Origin of the sequence: Legionella rowbothamii, from assembly GCF_900639985.1 — a bacterium.
GTDB classification, from domain to species: Bacteria; Pseudomonadota; Gammaproteobacteria; order Legionellales; family Legionellaceae; genus Legionella; species Legionella rowbothamii.
In genome coordinates this window covers 284,264-308,250 of record NZ_CAAAIM010000002.1, presented here as the reverse complement: position 1 = coordinate 308,250, position 23,987 = coordinate 284,264, and the positions used below count along the sequence as shown (strand labels likewise).

Genomic DNA, 23,987 nt, shown 5'->3' with positions numbered 1-23,987 from the left:
CAATTTATCAACCAATGTGTTCCATGCTTAAATAAACTAAGTTAGCTCCGTGTTTTGGCCAACTTCTCTAAATCGTCACCAGCCCTAGTATTTTTAATAAACCTCATTACGACTAACCTATAATCAACCCGAGTGATTTTTTATAGGTCACAAAATAACCAATGGGCCTTCAATATCGATAATACTATTATTGATGCTACCCCTCTGGATGAAATCCAATTCATTGGAGAAAGCAAGCAATGGCGCCAAAGAATTGAAGCGTCACAAGGAGAATGCAATTATTTTATTAATTCCCGTACGGGTTACTGCGAAAGTTACTGATGAGCCAGATAGTACCCTTGATTTCCTCTTAACTGAGATGGGAAATCTTTTGTGCTGTAAAGAGCAACGTGGGCAAGCCTATAAATCAACTCGCCCCAAAGATCAGTATACTGTAATACCCCATCTTCATGACAAATAGTTCATGAAGCTTGTAATAATGCAGATTCTCGCTTCAATCGCAATTATATGTCGGGCCACCAGCCCGACCTACGCTTATTTTTACGAAATACGCCATGTAATTGTGCCTGGTAGGCCTGATAAATAACTGCCTGCTTGAGTGTAATAATCAAGATTTAAAGTGGTTGAATCTTGAGGTTGTCCTCCAAGATCTCCTGCAGCAGGAAAACCACAATAATCTTGCCAAGAATAAAACTTCACAATTTCATTATCGCACATGTAAGTGAGAAGAACTCCTACACCTATATTATTTTGGCTGGCTCTAATAATAGGGCTGGATTGACCAGCGGGGATGTTCATAGCAATATTTTCGCTTGGTAAAGTCCCATAATAGATTACTTTATTTTTAAAAGTACAATTGTGGGTACTGTTATTGATAATCTTTATATTTAAGTCTCCACAGCTAGCATGAAGAGCAGAAGAGATTAATAGTAAACTCAATACGAGCAGTTTCATTTTTTTCCTTGTTAAGGGTAAATAGAGGAAGAGCGAATTATATAATAATTATTTTTTATTACTACACATTGTCTCACAAATTAACGAATAGGTGGGGTTATAATCGAAACATATTTATTTTTGGATAAAGCGATAGAAGCTTAAGATTTCAGACCTTATACAATCTATGGATGAGCCAGTTATTTCATTATAGTAATAAAGATTGGAGCATTTAAAACTACAAATAGAAGTCATGATTTATCATAAATGAACGGATTGAAGTTTTCGGGCCAGAGCCCCACCTCCGCTTGCTTATTCTTAGCTAGCCAATTAATACAACTACATTCTTACGATGTATTATTGTCCTTCTTATATACTTAGATTAAGAGTATCCAGGCATATGTAAGTGCTTGTTTTTTGATAGCAGCGCCTCACCAATAAAGAGATATAAAAATGTGATTCTTTGGTTAATAAGTTTTCAATTTTTTATAACCTTATAAATAATAACTCATTGTAATTATAATTAATCTTCGATTTTGGCCCTACATTTCATTGCATAGGGGGCTTTACTCAGTCGTAACAAATTAAGATTTTTGGGTTTCACTCTCTGTATCGATTTTGCTTCTTAGAAGTAAAATGATGCATTAAGAGACGAGGCCAGGCTTATAGAAAGCCTGGCCTCGTGAAAGCTATTGGTTGTTAATATCATATTGAACTTCCCCCATTTTACGATTTTTTTCTATAGCATAATCGCCTTGAGGTAAGTTATCAGTGTGTTCACAGAAACCAACTTTATTTTCTAAAGTATACTTAATTTTCACGGTTTTTCTGGGTAAAGAAATGGTATGAAGAGTAAACTCTCCAGTCATTGGTAAATCTTGATTACTGCGATTAATTGTAAATACTTGCTTAATATACCATTAAACTTAGAAAATTTACCCAAGGGTCTAATGTTTGGAAAAACTCTTTGGAAGAAATTAAATAAAATTAATTAGTTATGGTGGGCGGCGGCTATTTAATTGATTAATCAATGTGTTGTATTTACAGGGCTATTTTTATATGGAATAAAAATATACCTCCAAGTGTACCCCCATCAGGATATTGTTGCTCTATTTTTTAATCCTCTAAAAAGGAATGTTTTATATTGCAGGCCCATTCATAACTCAGCGTAGTCTAAAATAATAATATTAGTGCATAAACTATGTATGGAACGGTAGGGATTAAAATGGACCTGGACAAATATTGCACAACAATTTTAGAATTACTTTTTGATCGGCATGCAAACTCCTCAAGCCAAAAAAATATTTCTTTAGGAATTAACGAAATTAAACAAGAGATAAAACCAAAATTAGGTAGAGAGTATAAGGTGCAGAATTTTACTCACGCCTTAGATTATTTGCTACAAAATGAATTGATCGTTAAAGTACATGATTTATTTTCAACTCCCAAAGGAGTGGAAAAGGAAACAAATATAAAATATAAAATTTCAGCTGTTGGTATTGCGAACAAGGAAAAACCAGAGCTGTTTCTGCCAAATCCAGGCTATGCTAGCAGCATTAATATTTCCTCAGTAGAGAACGTAACAATTATTGGAAAACATAATAAAGTAATTATTCATAATAAATATAAAGAGCTAGGCGAAAAAATTGAAGAACTTATTGATTTGGTTCAAAACAATGCGAGCATTCCCAAAAAAGACAAAACAGATATTTTGGCTTTAATACAAGCTTTAGAAAGTCATTTAATATCTGAAACACCAAATATTGAATTGGTTAAAGAAACTAATATAGATCTAACGTCAAAATTAAAAAAATGGTCGGCTACTTTGGGGGGTAATGTACTGGCTAATGGTATTACCAACTTAATTACGTCCTACTTCGGTATGTAGCAATTAGGAGAGTTGCCCAATAAAGATCGTTTAATCCCTGCAATAATGAATTATGGATAGTAGTACTTTAAAGAGAAAAAACCTCTTGAATTGCAGATTTATAATATTCAGCATGCCCTGATTTAATTATCAGATTATCAGAAAGTTTTATAGTTACTGCTGTATGAGTATGACCACATAAAACTAAAAACTGAATATCAGCATGTTTTTTAACAAATTTCATAATCACATCGCCAGTTGCTTTTGAAGCAAAATAAGGCAGCCAATTTTCATCGCTTGGTTTATCTTTGTGCCAACTGCTTTCAGGAAATGGTGGAATATGAGTGGCAATAATTACTTTTTTAATATCAGTGTCAATTGCATCACACAATGTCTCGTGTAGGACTGCGGCATCTGTGTCAGCCAATTTTTGCATTTCTCTTTTTAAGGCTGACTTATTTAATAAAAAAGCTTGGTACAACTCAGCAATCAAACGGCTATCATTTAAATTTACCAAGCTATGATCAAAATCCCCATAACGTGCATCAGCCCAGCCATCATGCCCAACTAATACAATACCATCAGCTAATGCTAAAGTTTTAGGCTCTCCAAGCCAAATGAGGTTTTTATTATGAGCACACAAAGTGCGAACTTTTTCACGTACATTATTAACACTACTGAAGTAGTAGTCGTGGTTACCTAGTACAAAATAAATCAGCTTATTTGTGTATATGCTAAATTCTTGTAGAATTTCACACACATCTTTTGCTTCAGCTATATCGCCAGTAATCAAAATCTGATCTGCGCCAGTTTCAATTACCTGTTGGTAAAATTTTTTTCTTGCTTCAACCTTTAAGAAGTTGAGGTGGATATCAGTTAGCCAAGCGATATTCATTATTTCACCACATCAATAATGGCATTTATCCGTGTTTCAACGATTTTCTTTCGACTTTCAGCTTCTAGTGAATAGTTTAAATGCCCGGGTAATGCTTGGAGAAACTGATCATTACTCATTAATACTCCAAATTCAGATGAAAGATATTGCTTTAAATTATCTGATACCAATAAAACATCGCTAGCGATTTCCGGCCGACCATCAATTACTGAAATAATATCTTCTAAGTCATGACTTAATAAAAAATCCTGCTTTCCACGATCCTTAAATGCCTCTAACTTGGTTGCTAGAAAATAAGGTGCTGAAATAACCTTTATATTTATATCGTCAGAAATCCTATGTTTGATAGAATTTTCTTGGGCGTCTTTATACCATTTATTAGAAAACCCCAAGACACTTTTATCTATAGGCATGACATCAATTAAAATGCCATCGCAATCCCAACGGCATATAGGATGATCACCAGAAATTAGCTCCTTAAATCCTTTTTGTCGTAATTTCTCAGCAATAGTATAATAACTCGGTCTAGTAATAGCGTTGACTATACAATCTACATCCACAGTAAAACGTACATCAGGAGCCGCTTTATCTGTTATTAATAAACCTGTGATACAACCCCCGACAAAAGTTACTTCATTACATAAATCCCCAAGCCGATGCGCGATTAAACCAAGAGATTCGATATTCCTCTGAGCTGAACTTCTATTCATTTGATACCAACTTTTTTGGTTTTAATAATGCCAATATTTTTTGTGAAGCAATTTGTCTTTCTCTTACACGCCCAGAACGAATAGCATCTATTAGCGTCAATAGGTCATAAAACAGCGGATCTGGATGCTTTGCTACAGATTCAGGCACTGAAGAATATAATGGCTTTAGGGCAAGGCCACGCTCCTCCCCTTCGCCATATGGCCATACAGGGATAGGATCATTACCAGCAACAATCTGATCATTTAAACATGGAGCAGCATAGCTTGTGGGAATGCCACGGACTAGCTCGCCTAATTTAGCAGGAAAAACATACTTTAATCCATGAACAAAAAACTCTTCACAAGCCTGAATAATAGGCTGAGGTTTGTTTGGTGGATGGTATGGTGTAATTAATCCTACCGCAACTAATCGCTTAAATGCACTATTGATCTGAGAAGGGCTCAAACACAATTCAAATGCAATACTATTTTGAGACCAATTTTTATCTGTTTGGTAAGCTAACAGTTTGGCCAGAACTACGATGTCTTGCGATTTAATCATTGAGAATCACCCTTTATTCCATATTCTAGAATTTAGAATAAAGAATGACTTTAGTCAACTATACAGTAGTCATATCTAACATTAATGTCTCTCTCAAAAGAAGTTTTTGCGTGTGTAAGATATTTTTCCTCTGTAACGAGTCTTTAATTTTACAACTAATCGGCAAGGCACTTGTGTAGTCAAGCTGCATTATATTCTGGAATGGTCCTATATTTTTAATAGTACCTCTACTTCCCAATTACTGGAGTAACCTTTTTCACTTAGAGTCAGATCAGATTAGGTAACAAAACAATTGCGGTGCAATCCCCTACTTAGAATAGATGTGAGATGCAATGACTGTTATAGAGTGCGTGTTAAGGTGCTCTGCGGGTGATTAAGGTGCCCGCGTAATTGGGAAAGACCCTTTAATTATTATAAATCAATGAGTTAATTGGTGGAGGCGGCGGGAATCGAACCCGCGTCCGCAAGTCCTCTGCCTTCAGCTCTACATGCGTAGCCGTGTCTTTTAATTTAACTGTGCATTCTCCGACGGGCAGGATTCTACACAGCGATTCCCTGAGTTTCGTAATCTTAATCCGGGAGAGATTAAGACACTAGCTTATCTTCTATGACCGTTGATTCGATACCAATAAGCGAGCTCGGTCAACGGGATACCGGGTTTATAGGCCAGTACACAGTGGCTAACTATAACTACGGATTAGGCAGCGATAGCTTCACCAGCAAAGTTTTCATCGTTTGCATTTATATTTATTTGAGCCTGATTTACGAGAGATCTCATTCTCGGCATGCACCTCTGGTTTTGCAACCCACGTCGAAGCCAGGTCGCCCCCAATTTGTACACTTTAAGTATAACATAAAATATCGAGCGATTGGCATGATCTTTTAAAACTGTGAAAAAAATTGTTTCTTTTGAGGATTGGGAGTGCTGTGAAGGTTAGTAGAAGGAATTTTTTTCTTATTTACTGTTTACCATAATGAACTCGCTGCGCTTATGCTTCCTCGATTGCACTGCGTTGCATCCAGGCTCCATTGGATTTGGCCTGGATGCATGAGTTGATTAACCTTGAATGCCTTTATGTCGTAGTAAAGCATCAACAGTGGCTGGGCGGCCGCGGAAGTCTTGGAAGGCTTCTGCTGCTTTTTTGGATCCCCCTACTTCTAAAATAGCATGAAGGAAATCATGGCCTGTTTGAGGGTTTAGTACTCCTTCTTCTTCGAAACGGGAGAACGCGTCACTAGATAATACTTCTGCCCAGATGTAGCTGTAATAACCTGCCGCATAGCCGCCGCCAAAAATATGGCTGAAACTATGTTGGAAGCGGCCGTAGGGAACTACGGGTACAATGCAGGCTTTAGAGCGTACATCCGCTAAGACATCACTGACAAAGGACGCTTTATTAGGTTGGTATTCTTGGTGGATACGAAAATCAAATAGGCTAAACTCCATTTGTCGTAAGGTGGCCATCGCGGATTGAAAGTTCTTGGCGGCAATTAGGCGCTCATAAAGTGTTTCAGGTAACGGTTCTTGGGTATCAACATGAGCGGTGAGAATGTCTAAAGCACTCTTTTCCCAGCACCAGTTTTCAAAGAATTGGCTAGGTAACTCCACTGCGTCCCATTCCACGCCATTAATTCCCGAAGCGCCAAGATAATCTACTTGCGTCAACATATGATGCAAACAGTGGCCAAACTCATGGAATAAGGTTTCTACTTCATCATGGGATAGCATTGCCGGTTTATTCGCTGATGCTTTTGCGAAATTACAAGTTAAGGTGGCGATGGGTAATTGGATACTGCCATCTTCTAATTTTCTTCGGCTTTGTAAGGAATCCATCCATGCGCCGCTATGTTTGTTGGGTCGTGCAAATAGATCGGTATAGACATAACCCCGGACTTGTCCATGGTCATCCACGACACAGTAGCATTGTACGTCTTTATGCCATACGTCAACTCCTTTAATTTCCTGCACCGTCATCCCATAAAGGATTTTCAGTATATCAAATAGCCCTTGCATCACTTTCGGTTGTGGAAAATAAGGACGTAAATCTTCTTGAGATAAGGTAAATAAGTCTTGTCTTCTTTTTTCCGATAGATAACTTATATCCCAAGGTTGCAAAGCCCCCAAATCCCATTTGCTTGCCGCAAAATCTTTGAGGGCAGCAAGATCGCCTTCAGCCTGATGATGCGCACGTTTGACCAAGTCATTCATAAAATCCATGACTTGCCCTGGGGAATCAGCCATTTTGGTGGCTAATGATAATTCTGCATAATTATTAAACCCTAAAAGCTTCGCTTGCTCATGGCGTAAAGCAAGAATTTCATTCATGTTGGCTGTATTATCGAAAGTTCCCGCATTCGGACCTTGATCTGAAGCCCTGGTTACGTAAGCCTGATATATTTCTTCACGTAAAGCGCGGTCTTCAGCATGGGTAATAATGGCTTGATAGCTTGGAGCTTCTAAAGTGAAGATATAACCATCAAAACCTTTTTCTGTAGCTAATTCTCTAGCGGTATTTAATGCATGCTCAGGAATTCCCACGAGACGTTGGGGATCAGTAATCTGTATCGTAAAGGCTTGGGAAGCATCCAAAATATTATGTTCAAATTGGTTGGATAACTCATCCAAACGCGTTTGAATTTCTTCAAAACGCTTTTTATGTTGTGCCTCAAGAGCCACCCCGGACAACTCGAAACCAAGTAAGCTGTCTGCAATTAATTTTTTCTGGGTAGCATTTAAAGCATGCGTATCAATCGATTTAATTGCCATATACAAATCATGATTCTGCCCCATCGCCGCTTCATATGCGGAAAGCAAAGGTAAGCATTCATCGTAACAATCACGTAATACTGGAGAATCCATCACTGAATGAAGGTGAGAGAAGGGCGACCAAAAACGTTCCAACTCATCATCCATATCCTCTAGGGGATACATTAAGTTATCCCAAGTATAGTAATGGTTGTTTTTGATGAGCAGATCAACTTGTTCTAAATGGTTCTTTAACATTCCTTCAAGATGAGTCTTAAATCGGTCTGTATCAATGTGGCTAAATTGTGGTAATCCAACTGGCGCTGACATGCTTTACCTTTAAAATTAGTGTAAGTAACAAAAGCATAGCATTCAATTGATAAAGGCTCTATAGCTGAGGACGGTAATCAACCGTATTCACTTCTTGGACTAGCAAATCAGATGGTTCCTCTTTCTTAGCGAAAAAGCCAAGTTTCTTTATACCACCTTCAGGTACTTCAACAATATCCCTAGGTCTTTGTTGGTTAAAAACCGGTACTAAAGCAAAGTTGATTAAACAAATTACCACCAGGCAAATTGCCCCCACTAAAGCTATAGCGGGAGTTGTTGCAAAGAAGGGAGCTCCACAGCCCATGGCCAAAAAAATGGCGGTAGTGGTAGCTACATGTGAACTAAAGCGCAATAATTCAAAATTTATTTGTTGCTCTAAAACCCTTAACTGTTGGTTTATTTGTTCTCGTTCTTCTTTATTTTCAGTGCCATCTAACATTTTTTGGTATTGGCAACGCATCTCATACACACGATTGAGCTCTATGTAAGCACGTATCGCGGCTAAAGCTACGTCATAACCAAAAAAAGCAATGGACAAATAAGCCGCAACGGGAGCATAAGCCCCTGTTAAAAGGTAGCCATTCACATAGCCCAAGCCAACCCAGGCAATGTCGTTACCTAACTCAAACCAACGCCGCAATAATTGCCCCTGTAAACGTACCTGCCATCCTAAATCCTTTTCTGATTGCTCCATCCAAAATCCAGGCAGTAGATGTTTCATTAGTAAGCTAAAATTGACCGCTAAACGTGGCGCATAAAAGAGGAAGGCTAAATGAGGTAAGAATGGATCAGTGCAACGCCCTACATCCCGCATGATATGGCGATACCAGTCTGCGCTGCAATCTAATGCCGCAATTAAATCCAGAGCGCGTTTAGAACGCACCAATAATAGTCGATATAAGTTAACATCGAGAGTTCGCTGGCGAACTTGTTGAGAAAAAGACCTGCCTATGTCAATTTCCTTGCTCTCGCCAACCAGGGCCGGAGGAGGATGCTTAAGTTCGATTAAAATTTCACCATAAAGCTTTTTCTGAGTGCGCAAACGCTGGACTTCTCGTGGAACTATTAGATAATTTTTATAAACCTCTTCTAATAATTCTGCTAAAAAAATAGCCGAAATCAACTGCTCAACCAATTGTTGTTCGGAAACCAGTTGCTCGCCTGATAAATTAATGCGAATCTGCTGCCCAAGCAGACTGTACTCCATATTTAAGATAAGATGAGAGGGAATAATTTCGCGATAAAAATCAACCCCAAGTTCCTGAATTGACTTAGAGAAGGTCCAATTCTCAGGGTTGGGATGGTCAATCCCAAGTGAGTAATTAGCAAACAATGTATTTTGTAATCGTCTAATAACTGGATTCATGATGTCCGAGATAACTTAATGGATATCAAATAACTACATAATTATGATGCATAAAACAAATAAGCAAGATAAAAATGTGTTCCGATTGTATCAAAAATTACACAATAAGTAAAATTAACATGTCTACAAATACACTCCCCTGTCTCTAAAATTGTCATTTGTACTTACAGTTAACACTTATATCCTAAATCTCGGTATAAGTTCAACCATTCTTTTTAGGGTATTATTCTCTAGAAAACACCGGGCGAGCCATAAAAGAATGATTTAAAATGAGCTTGTATTCTTGCTGATTCATGTCTTCTGAGCGACAATAGCGCACCACACTCAGCGCATTAAGAGAGCACATGAACTTGTCACAAGAATTAGCAAATGCCATCCGCATTTTAAGTATAGACGCCGTTGAGCAAGCCCAATCAGGACATCCTGGAATGCCTTTAGGTATGGCTGATATTGCCACGGTATTGTGGAAAAAGTTTTTACGATATAACCCTAAAAATCCACATTGGTTTAACCGCGATCGTTTTGTCTTGTCTAATGGCCATGGCTCGATGTTGCTTTATTCATTGTTACATTTAACAGGCTATAATCTATCTATCGACGAACTTAAAAACTTTCGTCAGTTAGACTCTAAAACTCCGGGACATCCAGAATTGGGGCATACTCCAGGAGTAGAAACCACAACCGGCCCGTTAGGGCAAGGTTTAGCAAACGCAGTAGGCATGGCACTCGCAGAAAAAGCCTTAGCCAGTCATTATAATCAAGATGAATATGACCTGGTTGACCATTATACCTATGTTTTCTTAGGTGATGGTTGTTTAATGGAAGGGATATCTCATGAATCCTGTTCTTTAGCTGGAACTCTAGGACTGGGTAAACTTATTGCGTTTTATGACAATAATGGTATCTCCATCGACGGTAAGGTCGAATCTTGGTTTACTGATGATACTGCTGCTCGCTTTAAAGCCTATAATTGGCAAGTAATTGAAGCCATTGATGGCCATGATATGCCGGCAATAGAGCAAGCAATTATCCAAGCGCGTGCCAATACCAGCCAACCTACACTAATTATTTGCAATACCATTATTGGTCTGGGCTCCTCGGTTGCCGGTAGTGAAAAATCACATGGCTCGCCCTTAGGTGCCAAAGACATTGAAAAAACCCGTGAATTCTTTCATTGGCATCATGCTCCCTTCGTAATTCCCGAAACCATCTATCAACAATGGAACCACGTAGAGCAAGGCGAACATGACGAACAAGAATGGTTAAGTCTGTTACATGACTACCAACAAAAGCATCCGCTAGAACACCGTGAATTTTTACGCCGCATTAATGGTGATCTTCCCGATGATTGGCATAGCCATAGCCAAGCATTTTTAACACAATGCCTGCAAAATGAAAAAGCGATTGCCACACGTAAATCATCACAACAATGCATTGAGCACTTCGCTAGCTTATTACCGGAAATGTTAGGTGGCTCTGCTGATTTAACTGGATCCAATAATACCGATTGGTCAGGCAGCAAAGCCATCAGCCATGAAGATTTTACCGGTAATTATTTGTATTATGGAGTACGCGAATTTGCTATGGCCGCCATCATGAATGGGATAGCCGTTCATGGTGGGTTTATTCCTTATGCAGGAACCTTCCTGGTTTTTGCTGATTATGCCCGTAATGCCATACGCTTAAGTGCCCTAATGAAACAGCGTGTTATTTACGTATTCACCCATGACTCTATTGGTCTTGGTGAGGATGGCCCAACCCATCAACCTGTTGAACATGCGGCAATGTTGCGTATGACTCCAGATATGACCGTGTGGCGCCCAGCAGACTTAATGGAAACAGCTGTAGCTTGGCAAACAGCCTTAGAGCATCATAATGGCCCAACATCATTATTGCTTTCTAGGCAAAATTTACCTGCCTTGCCTCATCAGGAAAACGCAGCGGAATTAATTAAAAAAGGCGGCTACATCCTTGTCGAGAGTGATGGCCATCCTGATGCAATTTTGATTGCTACCGGTTCTGAGGTGCAATTGGCTCTTGCCGCAGCAGAGCAAGTAAAATCTCGAGGGTTAAAAATTCGCGTTGTTTCCATGCCTTGTGCGGAGCGCTTCTTAGCCCAAGATGTTGGTTACAGAAACCAAGTGTTACCTAAAGATGTTGAAACACGCATTGCAATTGAAGCAGCAAGCTCTGCTTATTGGTATCAATTCGTCGGATTAAATGGTGCAGTCATTGGCCTCGATCGTTTCGGTGTCTCTGCTCCAGCAGCACAAGCTTATCATGCGCTGGGGATTACCGTGGAACGAATCGTTAAAACATTAGAAACATTAACTGCCACCTCAAACTAATTATAATGTAAACCGCTGCGCTATAAGAGCAGCAAAGGAGAAGTAGTATGACTATACGTGTCGCGATTAATGGCTATGGCCGCATTGGTCGTTGTATCCTTAGATCTATTTTTGAATACAACCGACAAAATGACTTTGAAGTCGTTGCGATCAATGATTTATCAGGGATTGAAATAACCTCCCATTTAACCCGCCATGATACAACCCATGGTCGTTTTCCTTGTGAGGTAACTACTGAAGGCAATATGCTGCTTATTGATGGCCATGCAATTCAGATTACTGCTGAACGCAACCCGTTAGAACTACCGTGGAAAGAATTAAATATTGATCTGGTTTTTGAATGTACTGGATATTTCACGGATCGCGAATCAGCAATGAAGCACATTACCGCAGGAGCTAAAAAGGTATTAATTTCTGCTCCAGGCAAAAATGTTGATGCCACAATTGTATATGGCGTTAACGACCACCAACTTAAAGCAAGCGACCTTGTGGTTTCTAATGCGTCCTGTACCACAAACTGTTTAGCTCCAGTAGTTAAACCATTAAATGATGCACTAGGAATTGAACATGGTTTATTAAATACAGTACATGCCTACACCAATGACCAAGTGCTTTTAGATGGTAGTCATAAAGACTTGCACCGTGCACGTGCTGCAGCGCATAATATTATTCCTACAAAAACAGGTGCTGCGGCAGCGGTAGGATTAGTTTTACCCGAATTAGCAGGAAAACTAGATGGTTTTGCAATGCGTGTACCCGTAATTAACGTTTCGGTAATTGACCTAACATTCACGGCTAATCGTGAAACGACTGTTGATGAAGTAAATGCTATTGTGAGTAAAGCACAAAGTCATGTATTGAAAATCAATGATGAGCCTTTAGTTTCTTCTGATTTCAATCATAATCCTGCCTCAGCTATTTTTGATACCACGCAAACTAAAGTATTTGGTAAGTTGGTAAAAATAGTTGCTTGGTATGATAACGAATGGGGGTTTTCCAATCGTATGTTAGATACAGCGCATAAGATGATGAACTGCTAAACCCCTTGCGGAGATAATAATGAATCTGATCCAAATGAGCGATATAGAACTTTCTGGTAAGAGGGTACTAATTCGTGAAGATTTGAACGTGCCAATCAAAGACGGGATAATTACAAGCGACCAACGCTTGCAAGCAGCCTTACCAACCCTGGAGGCTGCTTTAGCCGCTGGGGCTGCTGTAATGGTCTTATCGCATCTTGGCCGACCAGAAGAAGGCAAATTTGAAAAACGCTTTTCTTTAGCCCCTGTTGCTGAATACTTAAAGCAAAACTTAAATTACCCAGTCCATTTTGTTACTGATTACCTCAATGGCGTAGACGCTCGTCCTGGTGAACTAGTGATTTGTGAAAATGTCCGCTTTAATCCCGGCGAAAAAAGCAATGATGAGCAACTGGCAAGAAAACTGGCTAGCCTTTGTGATGTATTCATCATGGATGCCTTTGGTACCGCACATCGAGCCCAAGCCTCAACCTATGGAGTAGCTAAATTTGCTCCAGTTGCGGTTGCTGGACCGCTATTAGTTAAAGAACTCGAGGCGCTGAAAAAAGTCCTGAAAGCCCCCCAAAAACCGATCGTGGCTATTGTTGGTGGTGCTAAAGTGTCCTCCAAACTGACCTTATTAAGACAATTAGTAGGAATGGTCGATTACCTGATTCCCGGAGGCGGTATTGCAAATACCTTCTTGAAAGCCCAAGGCTTTGAAATTGGGGTATCGCTTTATGAAGAAAACTTACTAGATGAAGCACGCGCCATCCTTAAGTTGGCAGAGGAAAAAGGTTGCCGAATTCCTTTACCTACCGATGTTGTAGTTGGCAAAACCTTCAGTGAAACCTGCCCTGCGTATAACAAATCACTGCAGAATGTAGCTTCTGACGATATGATTCTCGATATTGGACCTGTGACTGTCAGCGACTATGTAGATATTATTAATGAAGCCAAAACTATCATCTGGAATGGGCCTGTAGGTGTTTTTGAGTTTGCCCAATTTGCTTACGGCACACGCGCCTTAGCAATTGCCATTGCGGAAAGCGATGCATTTTCAATCGCTGGCGGTGGTGATACTTTAGCTGCGATTGATTTGTATGATCTGAATCAGCAAATATCTTATATTTCCACAGGGGGTGGGGCATTTCTGGAGTGTTTAGAAGGCAAAACACTACCCGCCGTTGCTATTTTGCAGGAGCGCGCTCAACATGTTACGTCAAACTAAAATCGTTGCCACTTTAGGGCCAGCTAGTAATGACCCTGTAACACTTCGTGCCATGTTAATCGCTGGGGTTGACGTGGTACGCATCAATTTTTCGCATGCAGATGCTTCTGCCATAGAGTTAATCGCTTTAGTGCGGCAAATTGCCGAAGAATTAGAACGCCCCCTAGCGGTGATGGCCGATTTACAAGGCCCTAAAATACGCATAGGCCGCTTTAAAGATAAATCCATTACCCTTCGTGAGGGGCAAGATTTTACTTTGGATTGTGAGGATACCAATGAGTTAGGAGATGAACACTGGGTTTCAGTCGCTTATCCTAATTTAAATAAAGAATTAGCACCAGGTGATTTGTTGCTTATTAACGATGGTTTAATTGAATTACAAGTAACGCAAATTTACGGTTCAAAAATTCATTGTACCGTTATTGAGGGTGGTGTCTTAACCAATCTGAAAGGCTTAAATAGAAAAGGCGGGGGATTAGCGGCCCGCACCTTAACTGAAAAAGATAAAAAGGATCTACGTACAGCACTGGCTGCACAGGTAGATTACATCAGCCTATCCTTTGTAAAGGATGCCGAGGACATTCGCAACGCTCGTGCGTTAATGCGAGAGTATGGTGGCCTCCCTACCCCAATCATAGCCAAAATTGAGCGTAGTGAAGCTTTAGCCCGTTTAACAGAAATCATTCAAGAATCCGATGCCATTATGGTTGCACGCGGCGATTTGGGGGTTGAGGTAGGGGCTGCAGAAGTGCCTGCGATTCAAAAACAGATTATTGGCCAGGCGCGTCGTTTGGATAAAGTAGTGATTACTGCAACCCAAATGATGGAGTCGATGATTAGTAATCCCCAACCGACTCGTGCTGAAGTTTCCGATGTTGCTAACGCCATCTTAGATGGAACCGATGCGGTAATGCTCTCAGCAGAAACGGCTAGTGGACAGTTTCCAGTAAAAGTACTGACTATGGTTAATAAGATTTGTTTAAGTGCGGAGAAGCATGCGAGCTTTTATTATGATAGTACTTCTGAAGCTTGTCATTACCAACGTGCTGACCAAGCAATAGCGATGGCGACCATGCACGCGGCAAATCATTTTCCGATTAAAGCGATTGTGACCCTTACTGAATCTGGAGATACAGCCGTATGGATTTCCAGACAACAAAGTACCGTACCGATTATTGCGATTTCCGCAAATAAGCGCACTATTGGTCGTCTGAGTTTGGTGCAGAATGTAGTGCCGGTATTTATGGATTATCATCGCTTTGCGGTAGAAAATTTAAACCAACAAGTCATTAATGAATTACTTGCGGCTCAGCATATTGAGAAGAAAGGATTTATTTTGTTGACGCGTGGTAGTGCTATTGGTACTCCAGGAGGAACTAATAGTATGGAAATTATTAAACTATAGGTCGAGGATACCTAATTTCATTTTTAGGACCCAATTACCGCGGCTTGACCGCGGTAATTCGGAGGTATTATTTGGAAAAAATCTTAAATAAGTGCCACTATCTACGCTACGCTGAATTTAATTGGTTCTTATTATCGCATTCCAATAACTTAAACTCATTGTCATTAGAATTTTTTATGAATGAAATATCGCTTTTAGAAACAAAATCTCCCCTTTAAGTAAAACTGATCACGCTTTGGACATCTGAATTAAAGGGCATGATCCCGTATTATGCTGCACTAATACCGGCTACCTTAGCTGTATTTTTACGCCAGGCAATTTGCAGCATAACCAAGAGAACGCCTACAAACATTCCCGAAACTAAAGACACCATTAGCATTAATCTTTTCCGGGGTGAGATGGGATCAACTGGGATTGCCAGAACACCATCCTGATGAAATACCGCAACCTTATCTATATCAATTTTAAATGACTGGTAATAAGCGAGTTTAGCTTGCAAGTCACGTAGATTAGGAATAAAGGCATCATCCGATGTACGCTTTGATAAATTTTTTATTTCCGCCTGCATCATTTCCATAGTAAATGGCGATTCATTGGCGTCATTCATTATGGCCTCATCATCCCAAAAGGTACGTGCGCTGGCCAACTGCAGCGTATGTACTTTCTCTTTTAACTGGGTAATGCGGTCTATCCGTTTAGCTCGGGCTGTTTTGCGCGCAATGTCTATTTGATGGCGTAAATTATTAACCAATACACTATTCTGTTGCTGCATGTCTTTTAGTAACGTGTTTAGGGATTGCGACTTCACAACACTAATAAATTGGGTTAGCCATGTCGTGGTCAGCTTGGCATCTAAACCCCGAATTGCAACCGTATATTTTAAAAAACGATCATTCGTTTGTTTCGGATTAGGTACAACGGAAAAAATATGAGTAAAAGCAGTATAAAGTTGGGTTGTAGTACGCCCTTTTTTTGCGCTTTCGGGCAAGCCAGGGAGATAATAATGTTCAAAAAAATAATGTTTTGCTTCTTCCGATAACAAAACATCATTAAATACACTATTAACATCCTTAACTGTGAGCGGTTGTAGTGGTGAATTATCCCAGGAGCGTCCTTGATTAAGCTCCGCAATCTCCCCTTCACTTGCAGAAACAAGTCTAATTTTAGCCTCATAGACTGGAGTACTAAAATAAATAGCGGCACAACCTAAGATGAATCCCAACAAGGTGCATAAACTAATCAATACTTTGTTCTGATAAAAAGCACGGAGCATGTCCATCATACTGATATCAGGGTTATCGCCAATACCTTCTGTTTGCATCGTCAACTACTCCAGTCGTGGATTAACTTAAAAGATGTAGGCTGGATACTAAATAGTAATGCCTCCTTTGTCAAAGAATAGGCTTTCGAGGTTGTTGACAGAAAATAAAAATTACGTATTATCATTCCTTAATGCAGGCAGTATGTAATCGACTTTTCGCAAGCCAGGATCGAAGTGAGTTTTAAAAAAAATCTTATTGCTAATTATGCCAGTCAGATTTATATGACGTTGGCCGGCATCCTCATCTTACCCCTATACCTCAAATACATGGGGGCAGAGGCTTATGGCCTGGTTGGTTTTTTTACCGCCTTACAAAGCTGGTTTAATATTCTTGATTTAGGCTTAAGTCCCAGTATTTCGCGCGAAACCGCACGAATGCGTGCTGGCGCACTAAGCGCACGAAATTACCGCGAATTATTACGGGTGCTGCAGTTACTGTTTTTCATTATTATGTTCCTTGGTACGGGGGCCTTGTTTTTATTGGCGCCGTATATCTCTCATTCTTGGCTGCAGGCGCAAACCATTCCAGCACATGAAATCCAAGTTGCCTTACAGTTAATGGCCGCCAGTATCGGACTGCGCTGGATGTGCGGTTTATACCGCTATACCGTAATCGGTGCAGAGCGTTTTGTTTGGTTAAGTTATTACACTTGGGTCTTTACTACCTTACGGTACGTAGGCGTCTTATTGGTTTTAATCTATATTGGCACCACACCCTTTTTATTCTTTTTATACCAAATCATTATTTCTCTTTTTGAGTTAGTCTTTCTTGCCAGCAAGGCCATTCGCGAATTCCCAAGCCTTCCTCAGGAACAAAAACTCTCATGGAGGCTTGCTGATCTAGTAGCCAGCATCAAACCCATCCTCCCCTTTGCACTAAGCATTGCCGTAACCTCCTCCATTTGGATAGTCATCACGCAAACAGATAAATTGATTCTTTCCAAATTATTATCCCTTACTGAGTACGGTTACTTTACCTTAGGAGTGCTAGCTGCAAGTGGGGTTATGCTATTTAGTGCACCATTTAGTATGGTACTACAGCCACGTTTGGCTAAATTGAAAGCTGAAGACAAAGATAAGGAACTCCTTACTTTATATCGGCAAGCAACACAGTTTGTTGCCTCAATTACTATCCCTGCCAGTATTGTTTTAGCTTTTTTTCCAGAACAGGTATTGTGGTTATGGACCAATAACCTTAGTGTTGCAACGGCAACAGCCCCCGTCTTGCGTTTGTATGCCCTTGGCAATGCGGCCTTGGCATTTACAACCTTTCCCTATTACTTGCAGTATGCGAATGGCACAATGCGTTTACATTTGATTGGTAATACCTGTTTTGCTCTGGTACTTATTCCATCAATCATCTGGGCAACACTGCATTTTGGGATGATTGGTGCCGCTAAGGTATGGTTTTTAGCAAATATTAGTTTCTTTCTCATCTGGACTGCCTTTGTGCACCGTCGCTTTATAAAGAATACTCATCTGCGTTGGTTGTGTGTGGATTTGCTGCCTATTGTATTACTTTCCTTGCTGACGGTTGCGACAATGAATGGCTTGCTTGCAACACCTGATAATAAGTTAGCTTGGATTTTGAAGATTGGTTTTATTTCTCTGTGTTGTGTGTCGTTGAATCTATTGTTGGTTAAGTTTTCTTTGGTGGCAGGCCTGTTACGGAAGTTTTTTGATGCACGACTGAAAGTTAAAAGGCACTCTTCTTCAACTTTTTCTTAGTTCAATTTTCTCATGCTGGGCCATAAAGCCAGCATCGCAAGCAGCACAAATTATGTTTGCTGAGCCGCCCTCTCTTTCAATTTAGTTGCCGTTTAAAGAAATCCTGATTGGAAGCAACCAGGCTATAGTGTTGTATTTGTCGAGAGACTGGCTTAAATCTTGGAGGAACACCCTATTCGCAGGAAAGAGCTATTGTGCCTGCCACCAAGCTTGAAACATTAAGATATTCCATAACAATGCAGAGAAGTTTCCTTTTCCATGCAAGTGTTGATGCCACATTAAGCGTATTGCTGCGGAATTAAAAATCCCTTCTTTTTGTAGGCGCTGTTCATTGAGTAGCGTCTCTGCCCAATCACGCAAAGGCCCCCGTAACCACTCGGCTAAAGGAATAGAAAAACCCATTTTGGGGCGTTCGATTAAAGAACGAGGGACGTAGCGATCTAACAATTGACGCAAAGGCCATTTACTTTGGCCATCACGTAACTTCATCGATAAAGGAAGAGTCCAAGCAAAGGCGATTAAACGATGATCTAAAAATGGCACGCGGGTCTCCAACGACACCCCCATTGCCGCACGGTCTACTTTGACAAGAATATCGTCGGGCAAATAAGAAACAAAATCCATTGCCATCATCCGATTGACATCATCAAGCTGGGACAAGTCAGCATGGTGCTGGTCCATAAAGACACTAGGCTCAACCCCCTCAGAGACCAGTAAGGAGTAAGGTTTATCATGATGAGAAACCAATCGACGATAGGCTTCATTTACCGTAGCACTGGCCAAAACATAAGCCCCTTTGTGCACTTTACTTCCTACTTGTGAGTAATGCTTCAAAACTGGGAGGACGGAAGAAATCCGATCCCAGGTTCTGGGTGAAATCTGTCGCATTACGGTTGCAGCTCCCCTGCGTATGGGCAGAGGTACTTTATTAATTTTATTCCATAGTTTTGAGGTCATCGTATAACGATTATAACCACAAAATAATTCATCACCCGCATCACCACTTAAGGCTACAGTGACTTGTTGTTTCGCCAATTCAGAAACTAAAAAAGTAGGTATTTGCGATGAATCAGAAAAAGGCTCATCATATAAGGTGGATAATTTTGGAATTACCGCTAAGGCATCTTCAATCGTCACATAAAGCTCTGTATGCTGGGTTCCTAAATGATCAGCAACCGCTTTAGCATATTTGGCCTCATTATAATTCGTCTCATGAAAGCCAATCGAAAAAGTACGCACTGGGCGTGAGGATTGTGCTTGCATTAATGCCACCACCGTTGAGGAATCAATACCTCCAGAAAGAAATGCACCTAATGGCACATCTGCCATCATTTGCTGGGCAATCGCATCTTTTGCCAAACGTTCTAGTTCATCAATTGCTTCATTAGCATCTCCCTTAAATGGAGAGGAAAAACCTGTCAAAGCCGTCTGGGTTGCGGACCAATAATTTTTCACTACCGGCTGTGGATTTTTTAAAGAAAGCTGTAAGAACGATCCCGGCGCTAATTTGTGGATATTTTTATAAATTGAATGAGGCGCAGGAATATAGTTATGACGCAAAAAAAGAGCTAGGGCATCGGGATTAAGTTCTTTTTTAAAATCAGGATGTACCTTTAGCGCTTTTAATTCCGAGCCAAAAAGAAAAGCTTCATTCTGCCAACCATAGTACAGTGGTTTTTCGCCCGCTCTATCTCGTCCTAAAGTTAACGTCTGCGATTGTTTATCCCATAGAGCAAACGCAAACATACCTATACTGCGTTCAATCGTCTGTTCAATGCCCCAGGCTTCAAAGCCTGCCAACAAGGTTTCTGTATCCGAATGGCCGCGCCAAGTCTGTAAAGCTAATTCCTCTCTCAATTGTAAATGGTTATAAATTTCCCCATTAAAAACAATCATGTAACGACCAGTAACTGAGGCCATCGGTTGGTGTCCTGCTGGAGATAAATCCACAATAGCAAGGCGTGTATGGGCTAATCCGATACCGACTTGAGCATCAAACCAGATTCCTTGATCATCAGGACCTCGATGTGCAATAGACTGACACATAGCAAACAACAGTTTCTCTGCCCCTGATGTCCAATCCGTTCGAGATAAAATACCTGAAAATCCACACATTAATGAGATAACTCCGCAATATCCCGATACAACGCATAAAAGCGTTCCCGAGCTCTGTCTATAGAAAACTGATCACGTACGCGAATGGCTGCCTTTTCACCTAAAATTCGGCGTTGCTCGGCGGGCATACAAATGACCTTAGTTAATCCAGCCGCCAAGGCCATTGGATCATCAGCGGCAACGATTACCGCAGTATCGCCGGCCAACACCTTGGCATCACCTACATGAGTGGCAACGCAAGGCAAGCCCATTGACATGGCCTCACCTAAACCGTTAGGAAAGCCTTCGGTACGTGATGGCATGCAAAATACATCCATGGCGGCCAAACATTCGGGAATATCATGACGCTCGCCAAGCAAAAGAAATGATGGGGTTAAACCAAAAGAATCCAATTGTTTTAACAATTCCGTATTATTGTAATCACAACCACGCCCAACTAATAAAAAACGAACCTTCTGATTATGAACTCGTTCTAAAAAAGCGACCGCATTAATAAAAACATCTTGCCCCTTATCCAAATGTAAGCGGCCAACACAACCGACTACAAAATCATCCGCCCCCAGACCAAGCTCATGTCGTACCTTGGTTGCGTCAATTTGTCGTGGATCAAAACGAGCAAAATCAAAACCATTGTGGATAACTTGCATTTTTTTTGCACTATAACCATAAGATGCATGAGTGCTTTTAGCCGCTTCTGCGACACAAATAATTTTCTTAGGAACCATATAAGAAAGCAGCGCACAAAAACGCATCAAGACATAAGTCATCCGACTATTTCGAGGCACAAAGGTATTACGAATACCCCAAATTACATTGCGGCAACCCGCCATACGAGCAGCCAAACCACCAAAAAAATCGGCATGGTACATCCAGGTTTGAATTATTGCCGGTTTATGCGCTTTTAATAACTTTACCAAAGCCCAAAAGTTGGCAGGAATCGCCGATAAACGATTAAAATTAAATGCTTGAACATTGAATCCTTGTGCTTGCAAAGTCTTACCGATAGCACCCAAACCACTAAGTGAAATAACTAATACATTGTCTATTGAATGAGGATCTGACAGTAAAAGGCGTTTGAGCATCTGCTCTGCTCCTCCTACCCCTAAGCCCGTGATAATATGGATGATCTTATTTGGATTAGTCATTGGTATTCCTATTCGCATTCATATAATTTAACTAGTCAGAGCAGATGACTGCGGACGTAGTTGTTTTGGGTTATATCGAACACGCTCGTAGCTAAGGAAAATTAAATACACTACAATGAAAGGCAATTTATAGCGAACGATGGTACCCACATTGCTAACGATTAAACCATACATGCACATACCAGAAAGGAAAAAGCAAAACCACATCAGCGTCTGCTTTGGAAGTGCTTGATAAGAGCGCCAAGTAAATACGGCGAGCACTCCGATAACTGCAAGATTTTCCAACGATTGTAATAGCTGCAACTTAGTCTTCGCCATCCAAGGCAATGGGTAAAATAAAGCCCGAAACAATCCCAATGCTACCTGCCATATGCAATCGCCCAAACCAACAATGGCATGGTAATCAGCCAGCTGACCGCCATCCTCTAAGTACATGCTTAGTCTGTAATATTCAATTTTATTAACAAGAAAGGGAAATGCTAAATAAAACAAAGTGCCAAAGATGGCAAACAACACTAACATTTGTTTCTTCGTATAATGCAGATTGCTGTACTTATCAAAAAGATACACGGCCGAAAAGAGTACCACTAATAATGCGTTTTGCATTTTTATCTGCACCAGCAAAATAAGGCAAATAACCGTAAATAAATACCATCCACGCATTAGGGTCCATAACGCCATCATCATGACCGTGCAAATCAACATATCACGCAAGCCTAAGGAGCTGTATAGGATTAAGCTAGGATAAAATAATAAAAACCATAAAATCCACCCACGTAGTTTTAATACAGCAGAAGCCCAAATAAATACCGAAATCATTAAAAACTTATTAAAAAATCCCAGGCTATTTACCGTTTCCACAAAAGGTAATGGGAAAAGAGCATACATATAAGCAGCTTCGGTGACTCGTGAATTATAGAAATTAGAGTTGTAATGGAAGTCTCTTATGGAGCTTAGCATACGCCAATAAGTATACTGATCGGGCATATAGTGGGGATCAAATAATACCCCATTTAAACAATAGGGGGCAAAACTGATGAGCGCCAAACAAAGTGCGTGCGAGGCCTTAATTTTACCTAATAAGTACGCGGCAAAAATAATCATCAGGCATACTAATAAATTAGGCAAATCCCAGATCATGAACTACATCCTCGAGTTAATAAATAGAGCTCTTTGTAGATATTAAGATGAGCATCAACGATACGTTCTATAGCAAACTCTCGCTCAGCCAATACCCGCCCGGCATTACCTAATTGTTGGCGATAAGCATGATCTTCAATTAATTGTTTCATTGTCAATGCCAGCGCTTGACTGTCACGAGCTGGCACTAATAAACCCGTTTGATTGGGCTCAATTGCATCACGGCAACCAGGAACATCGGTTGTAATCACCGCCCGCCCACATGCTGCGGCTTCAATCAATACCTTGGGCAAACCCTCTCTATAAGAAGGTAATACAACCAGATTCACTTGTTCTATTAATTGGGCGATGTCATCACGAAAACCCAGCAGCTCAATATGCTCTTCATTACGCCATTGTACTAGTAGCTCTTTGTCGATGCAGGCTGGATTTCCTGAATCAATATCCCCAATTAACAAAAACTGAGCCGCCACACCCTCAGCTTTAAGCGCCTTTGCTGCGGCCACATATTCCAGCACACCTTTATCTTTTAATAGGCGCGAAATCATGGCCACTACAATTTTATCAGTGCGTTCTGGAGAGGCTTTATAAATATTTAAGTCCACACCTGAGCCGCGAATCAATATCGTTTGATCAACAGTGCAGGTTGCATTTTGCAAAAAAACTTGCCGGTCATCAGGGTTTTGAAATATTACCTTGAGATAAGCATGACCTAGGGCAAGTTTGTATAATTGGCTCACTCCCTGACGCAAAAATTTAGTCTTAGCTTGCTGCGAGGTAAATAAATAGCCGAGCCCGGGAACTGCAACCACAACCGCGGGGACCTTTAGCATACGAGCTACTAAGCCGCCATATAAAATCGGCTTAATCGTGACCAAATGTATCAAGTCTGGTTTTACTGCTCGCATCAAGCGATAAAAAGCAAATAAGCTTTTTAATTCCACGAAAGGATTTTTACCACTGCGAGATAACGGAATCGCATGAAAAATTAATCCGGCATCTTTAATCTTTGCGCTAGCGTGAGCTTCAGGAGTAGCGACATGTACCTCAAATCCATTTTCCTTAGCTGCAATAGCCAAAGGTAAACGATGAGAGATAAAAAATGCTGCATCATTAACTATGAACAACAATCGTCGCTCGCTCATCT

19 protein-coding genes and 1 other RNA gene are annotated in these 23,987 nt (G+C 40.5%); 7 read left to right on the top strand and 13 right to left on the bottom strand.

Features of this window, described 5'->3' with window-relative positions:
- Positions 1 to 208: 208 nt before the first annotated feature.
- Entirely contained in the window at positions 209 to 460 is a 252-nt protein-coding gene (locus E1P08_RS06580) for a hypothetical protein (protein ID WP_133136228.1), read from the top strand.
- An 80-nt stretch (positions 461 to 540) separates the two neighbouring features.
- Here the strand turns inward: E1P08_RS06580 and E1P08_RS06575 are convergent, their stop codons facing one another.
- Positions 541 to 954: a hypothetical protein gene (locus tag E1P08_RS06575; RefSeq protein ID WP_133136227.1), complete on the bottom strand. Its 414-nt coding sequence runs from the start codon at positions 952 to 954 to the stop codon at positions 541 to 543.
- Between the two features lie 668 nt (positions 955 to 1,622).
- On the bottom strand, positions 1,623 to 1,802 hold the full coding sequence (locus E1P08_RS06570; RefSeq protein WP_242602398.1) for a hypothetical protein: 180 nt from the start codon (positions 1,800 to 1,802) through the stop codon (positions 1,623 to 1,625).
- Positions 1,803 to 2,134: 332 nt separating this feature from the next.
- Between E1P08_RS06570 and E1P08_RS06565 the strand changes: the two genes are divergently transcribed.
- Positions 2,135 to 2,821: a hypothetical protein gene (locus E1P08_RS06565; protein ID WP_133136226.1), complete on the top strand. Its 687-nt coding sequence runs from the start codon at positions 2,135 to 2,137 to the stop codon at positions 2,819 to 2,821.
- 67 nt (positions 2,822 to 2,888) lie between these two features.
- Here E1P08_RS06565 and E1P08_RS06560 read toward each other — a convergent pair whose 3' ends face one another.
- The 6 genes from E1P08_RS06560 to E1P08_RS06535 all read right to left on the bottom strand — a co-directional run bounded on the left by E1P08_RS06560 (position 2,889) and on the right by E1P08_RS06535 (position 9,388).
- Positions 2,889 to 3,695 carry a metallophosphoesterase family protein gene (locus E1P08_RS06560; protein WP_133136225.1) on the bottom strand — a complete coding sequence of 269 codons (807 nt, stop codon included), beginning with the start codon at positions 3,693 to 3,695 and terminating at the stop codon, positions 2,889 to 2,891.
- Positions 3,695 to 4,405 carry a hypothetical protein gene (locus E1P08_RS06555; RefSeq protein WP_133136224.1) on the bottom strand — a complete coding sequence of 237 codons (711 nt, stop codon included), beginning with the start codon at positions 4,403 to 4,405 and terminating at the stop codon, positions 3,695 to 3,697. Before E1P08_RS06555 ends, E1P08_RS06560 begins: the two co-directional genes overlap by 1 nt.
- On the bottom strand, positions 4,398 to 4,946 hold the full coding sequence (locus E1P08_RS06550) for a helix-turn-helix domain-containing protein (protein ID WP_133136223.1): 549 nt from the start codon (positions 4,944 to 4,946) through the stop codon (positions 4,398 to 4,400). The genes E1P08_RS06555 and E1P08_RS06550 overlap by 8 nt, the downstream gene beginning before the upstream one ends.
- A gap of 431 nt (positions 4,947 to 5,377) precedes the next feature.
- Positions 5,378 to 5,776: a transfer-messenger RNA gene (gene ssrA / locus E1P08_RS06545) on the bottom strand.
- A gap of 227 nt (positions 5,777 to 6,003) precedes the next feature.
- Positions 6,004 to 8,022 (bottom strand): M3 family metallopeptidase, encoded by a 2,019-nt coding sequence (locus E1P08_RS06540; RefSeq protein ID WP_133136222.1) that lies wholly within the window; start codon positions 8,020 to 8,022, stop codon positions 6,004 to 6,006.
- 58 nt (positions 8,023 to 8,080) lie between these two features.
- Complete coding sequence (locus E1P08_RS06535) at positions 8,081 to 9,388, bottom strand: hypothetical protein (protein ID WP_133136221.1); 1,308 nt, start codon at positions 9,386 to 9,388, stop codon at positions 8,081 to 8,083.
- A gap of 344 nt (positions 9,389 to 9,732) precedes the next feature.
- On the opposite strand from E1P08_RS06535, the gene tkt reads away from it, so the two are divergent.
- From tkt to pyk, 4 genes are read left to right on the top strand one after another with little or no spacing between them, the layout of a single operon-like run.
- Positions 9,733 to 11,736, top strand: a complete 2,004-nt coding sequence (tkt, locus tag E1P08_RS06530) for a transketolase (RefSeq protein WP_133136220.1) — start codon at positions 9,733 to 9,735, stop codon at positions 11,734 to 11,736.
- 47 nt (positions 11,737 to 11,783) lie between these two features.
- On the top strand, positions 11,784 to 12,776 hold the full coding sequence (gene gap / locus E1P08_RS06525) for a type I glyceraldehyde-3-phosphate dehydrogenase (RefSeq protein ID WP_133136219.1): 993 nt from the start codon (positions 11,784 to 11,786) through the stop codon (positions 12,774 to 12,776).
- Between the two features lie 19 nt (positions 12,777 to 12,795).
- Positions 12,796 to 13,986, top strand: a complete 1,191-nt coding sequence (locus E1P08_RS06520) for a phosphoglycerate kinase (protein WP_133136218.1) — start codon at positions 12,796 to 12,798, stop codon at positions 13,984 to 13,986.
- Complete coding sequence (gene pyk / locus E1P08_RS06515; RefSeq protein ID WP_133136217.1) at positions 13,970 to 15,391, top strand: pyruvate kinase; 1,422 nt, start codon at positions 13,970 to 13,972, stop codon at positions 15,389 to 15,391. Before E1P08_RS06520 ends, pyk begins: the two co-directional genes overlap by 17 nt.
- Positions 15,392 to 15,659: 268 nt before the next feature.
- Here the strand turns inward: pyk and E1P08_RS06510 are convergent, their stop codons facing one another.
- Positions 15,660 to 16,712, bottom strand: a complete 1,053-nt coding sequence (locus E1P08_RS06510; protein WP_133136216.1) for a Wzz/FepE/Etk N-terminal domain-containing protein — start codon at positions 16,710 to 16,712, stop codon at positions 15,660 to 15,662.
- Positions 16,713 to 16,886: 174 nt separating this feature from the next.
- On the opposite strand from E1P08_RS06510, the gene E1P08_RS06505 reads away from it, so the two are divergent.
- Positions 16,887 to 18,440 carry an oligosaccharide flippase family protein gene (locus E1P08_RS06505; RefSeq protein ID WP_133136215.1) on the top strand — a complete coding sequence of 518 codons (1,554 nt, stop codon included), beginning with the start codon at positions 16,887 to 16,889 and terminating at the stop codon, positions 18,438 to 18,440.
- Positions 18,441 to 18,629: 189 nt separating this feature from the next.
- Here the strand turns inward: E1P08_RS06505 and asnB are convergent, their stop codons facing one another.
- Genes asnB through E1P08_RS06485 form a run of 4 tightly spaced genes read right to left on the bottom strand, consistent with a single transcriptional unit; the run spans position 18,630 to position 23,985 of the window.
- Positions 18,630 to 20,555, bottom strand: a complete 1,926-nt coding sequence (asnB, locus tag E1P08_RS06500) for an asparagine synthase (glutamine-hydrolyzing) (protein ID WP_133136214.1) — start codon at positions 20,553 to 20,555, stop codon at positions 18,630 to 18,632.
- A complete protein-coding gene (locus E1P08_RS06495) occupies positions 20,555 to 21,700 on the bottom strand; it encodes a glycosyltransferase family 4 protein (RefSeq protein ID WP_165485110.1) in 1,146 nt (381 codons plus the stop codon). The genes asnB and E1P08_RS06495 overlap by 1 nt, the downstream gene beginning before the upstream one ends.
- Before the next feature lie 27 nt (positions 21,701 to 21,727).
- Positions 21,728 to 22,840 carry a hypothetical protein gene (locus E1P08_RS06490; protein ID WP_133136212.1) on the bottom strand — a complete coding sequence of 371 codons (1,113 nt, stop codon included), beginning with the start codon at positions 22,838 to 22,840 and terminating at the stop codon, positions 21,728 to 21,730.
- A complete protein-coding gene (locus tag E1P08_RS06485; protein WP_133136211.1) occupies positions 22,837 to 23,985 on the bottom strand; it encodes a glycosyltransferase family 4 protein in 1,149 nt (382 codons plus the stop codon). Before E1P08_RS06485 ends, E1P08_RS06490 begins: the two co-directional genes overlap by 4 nt.
- Between the last annotated feature and the right edge of the window lie 2 nt (positions 23,986 to 23,987).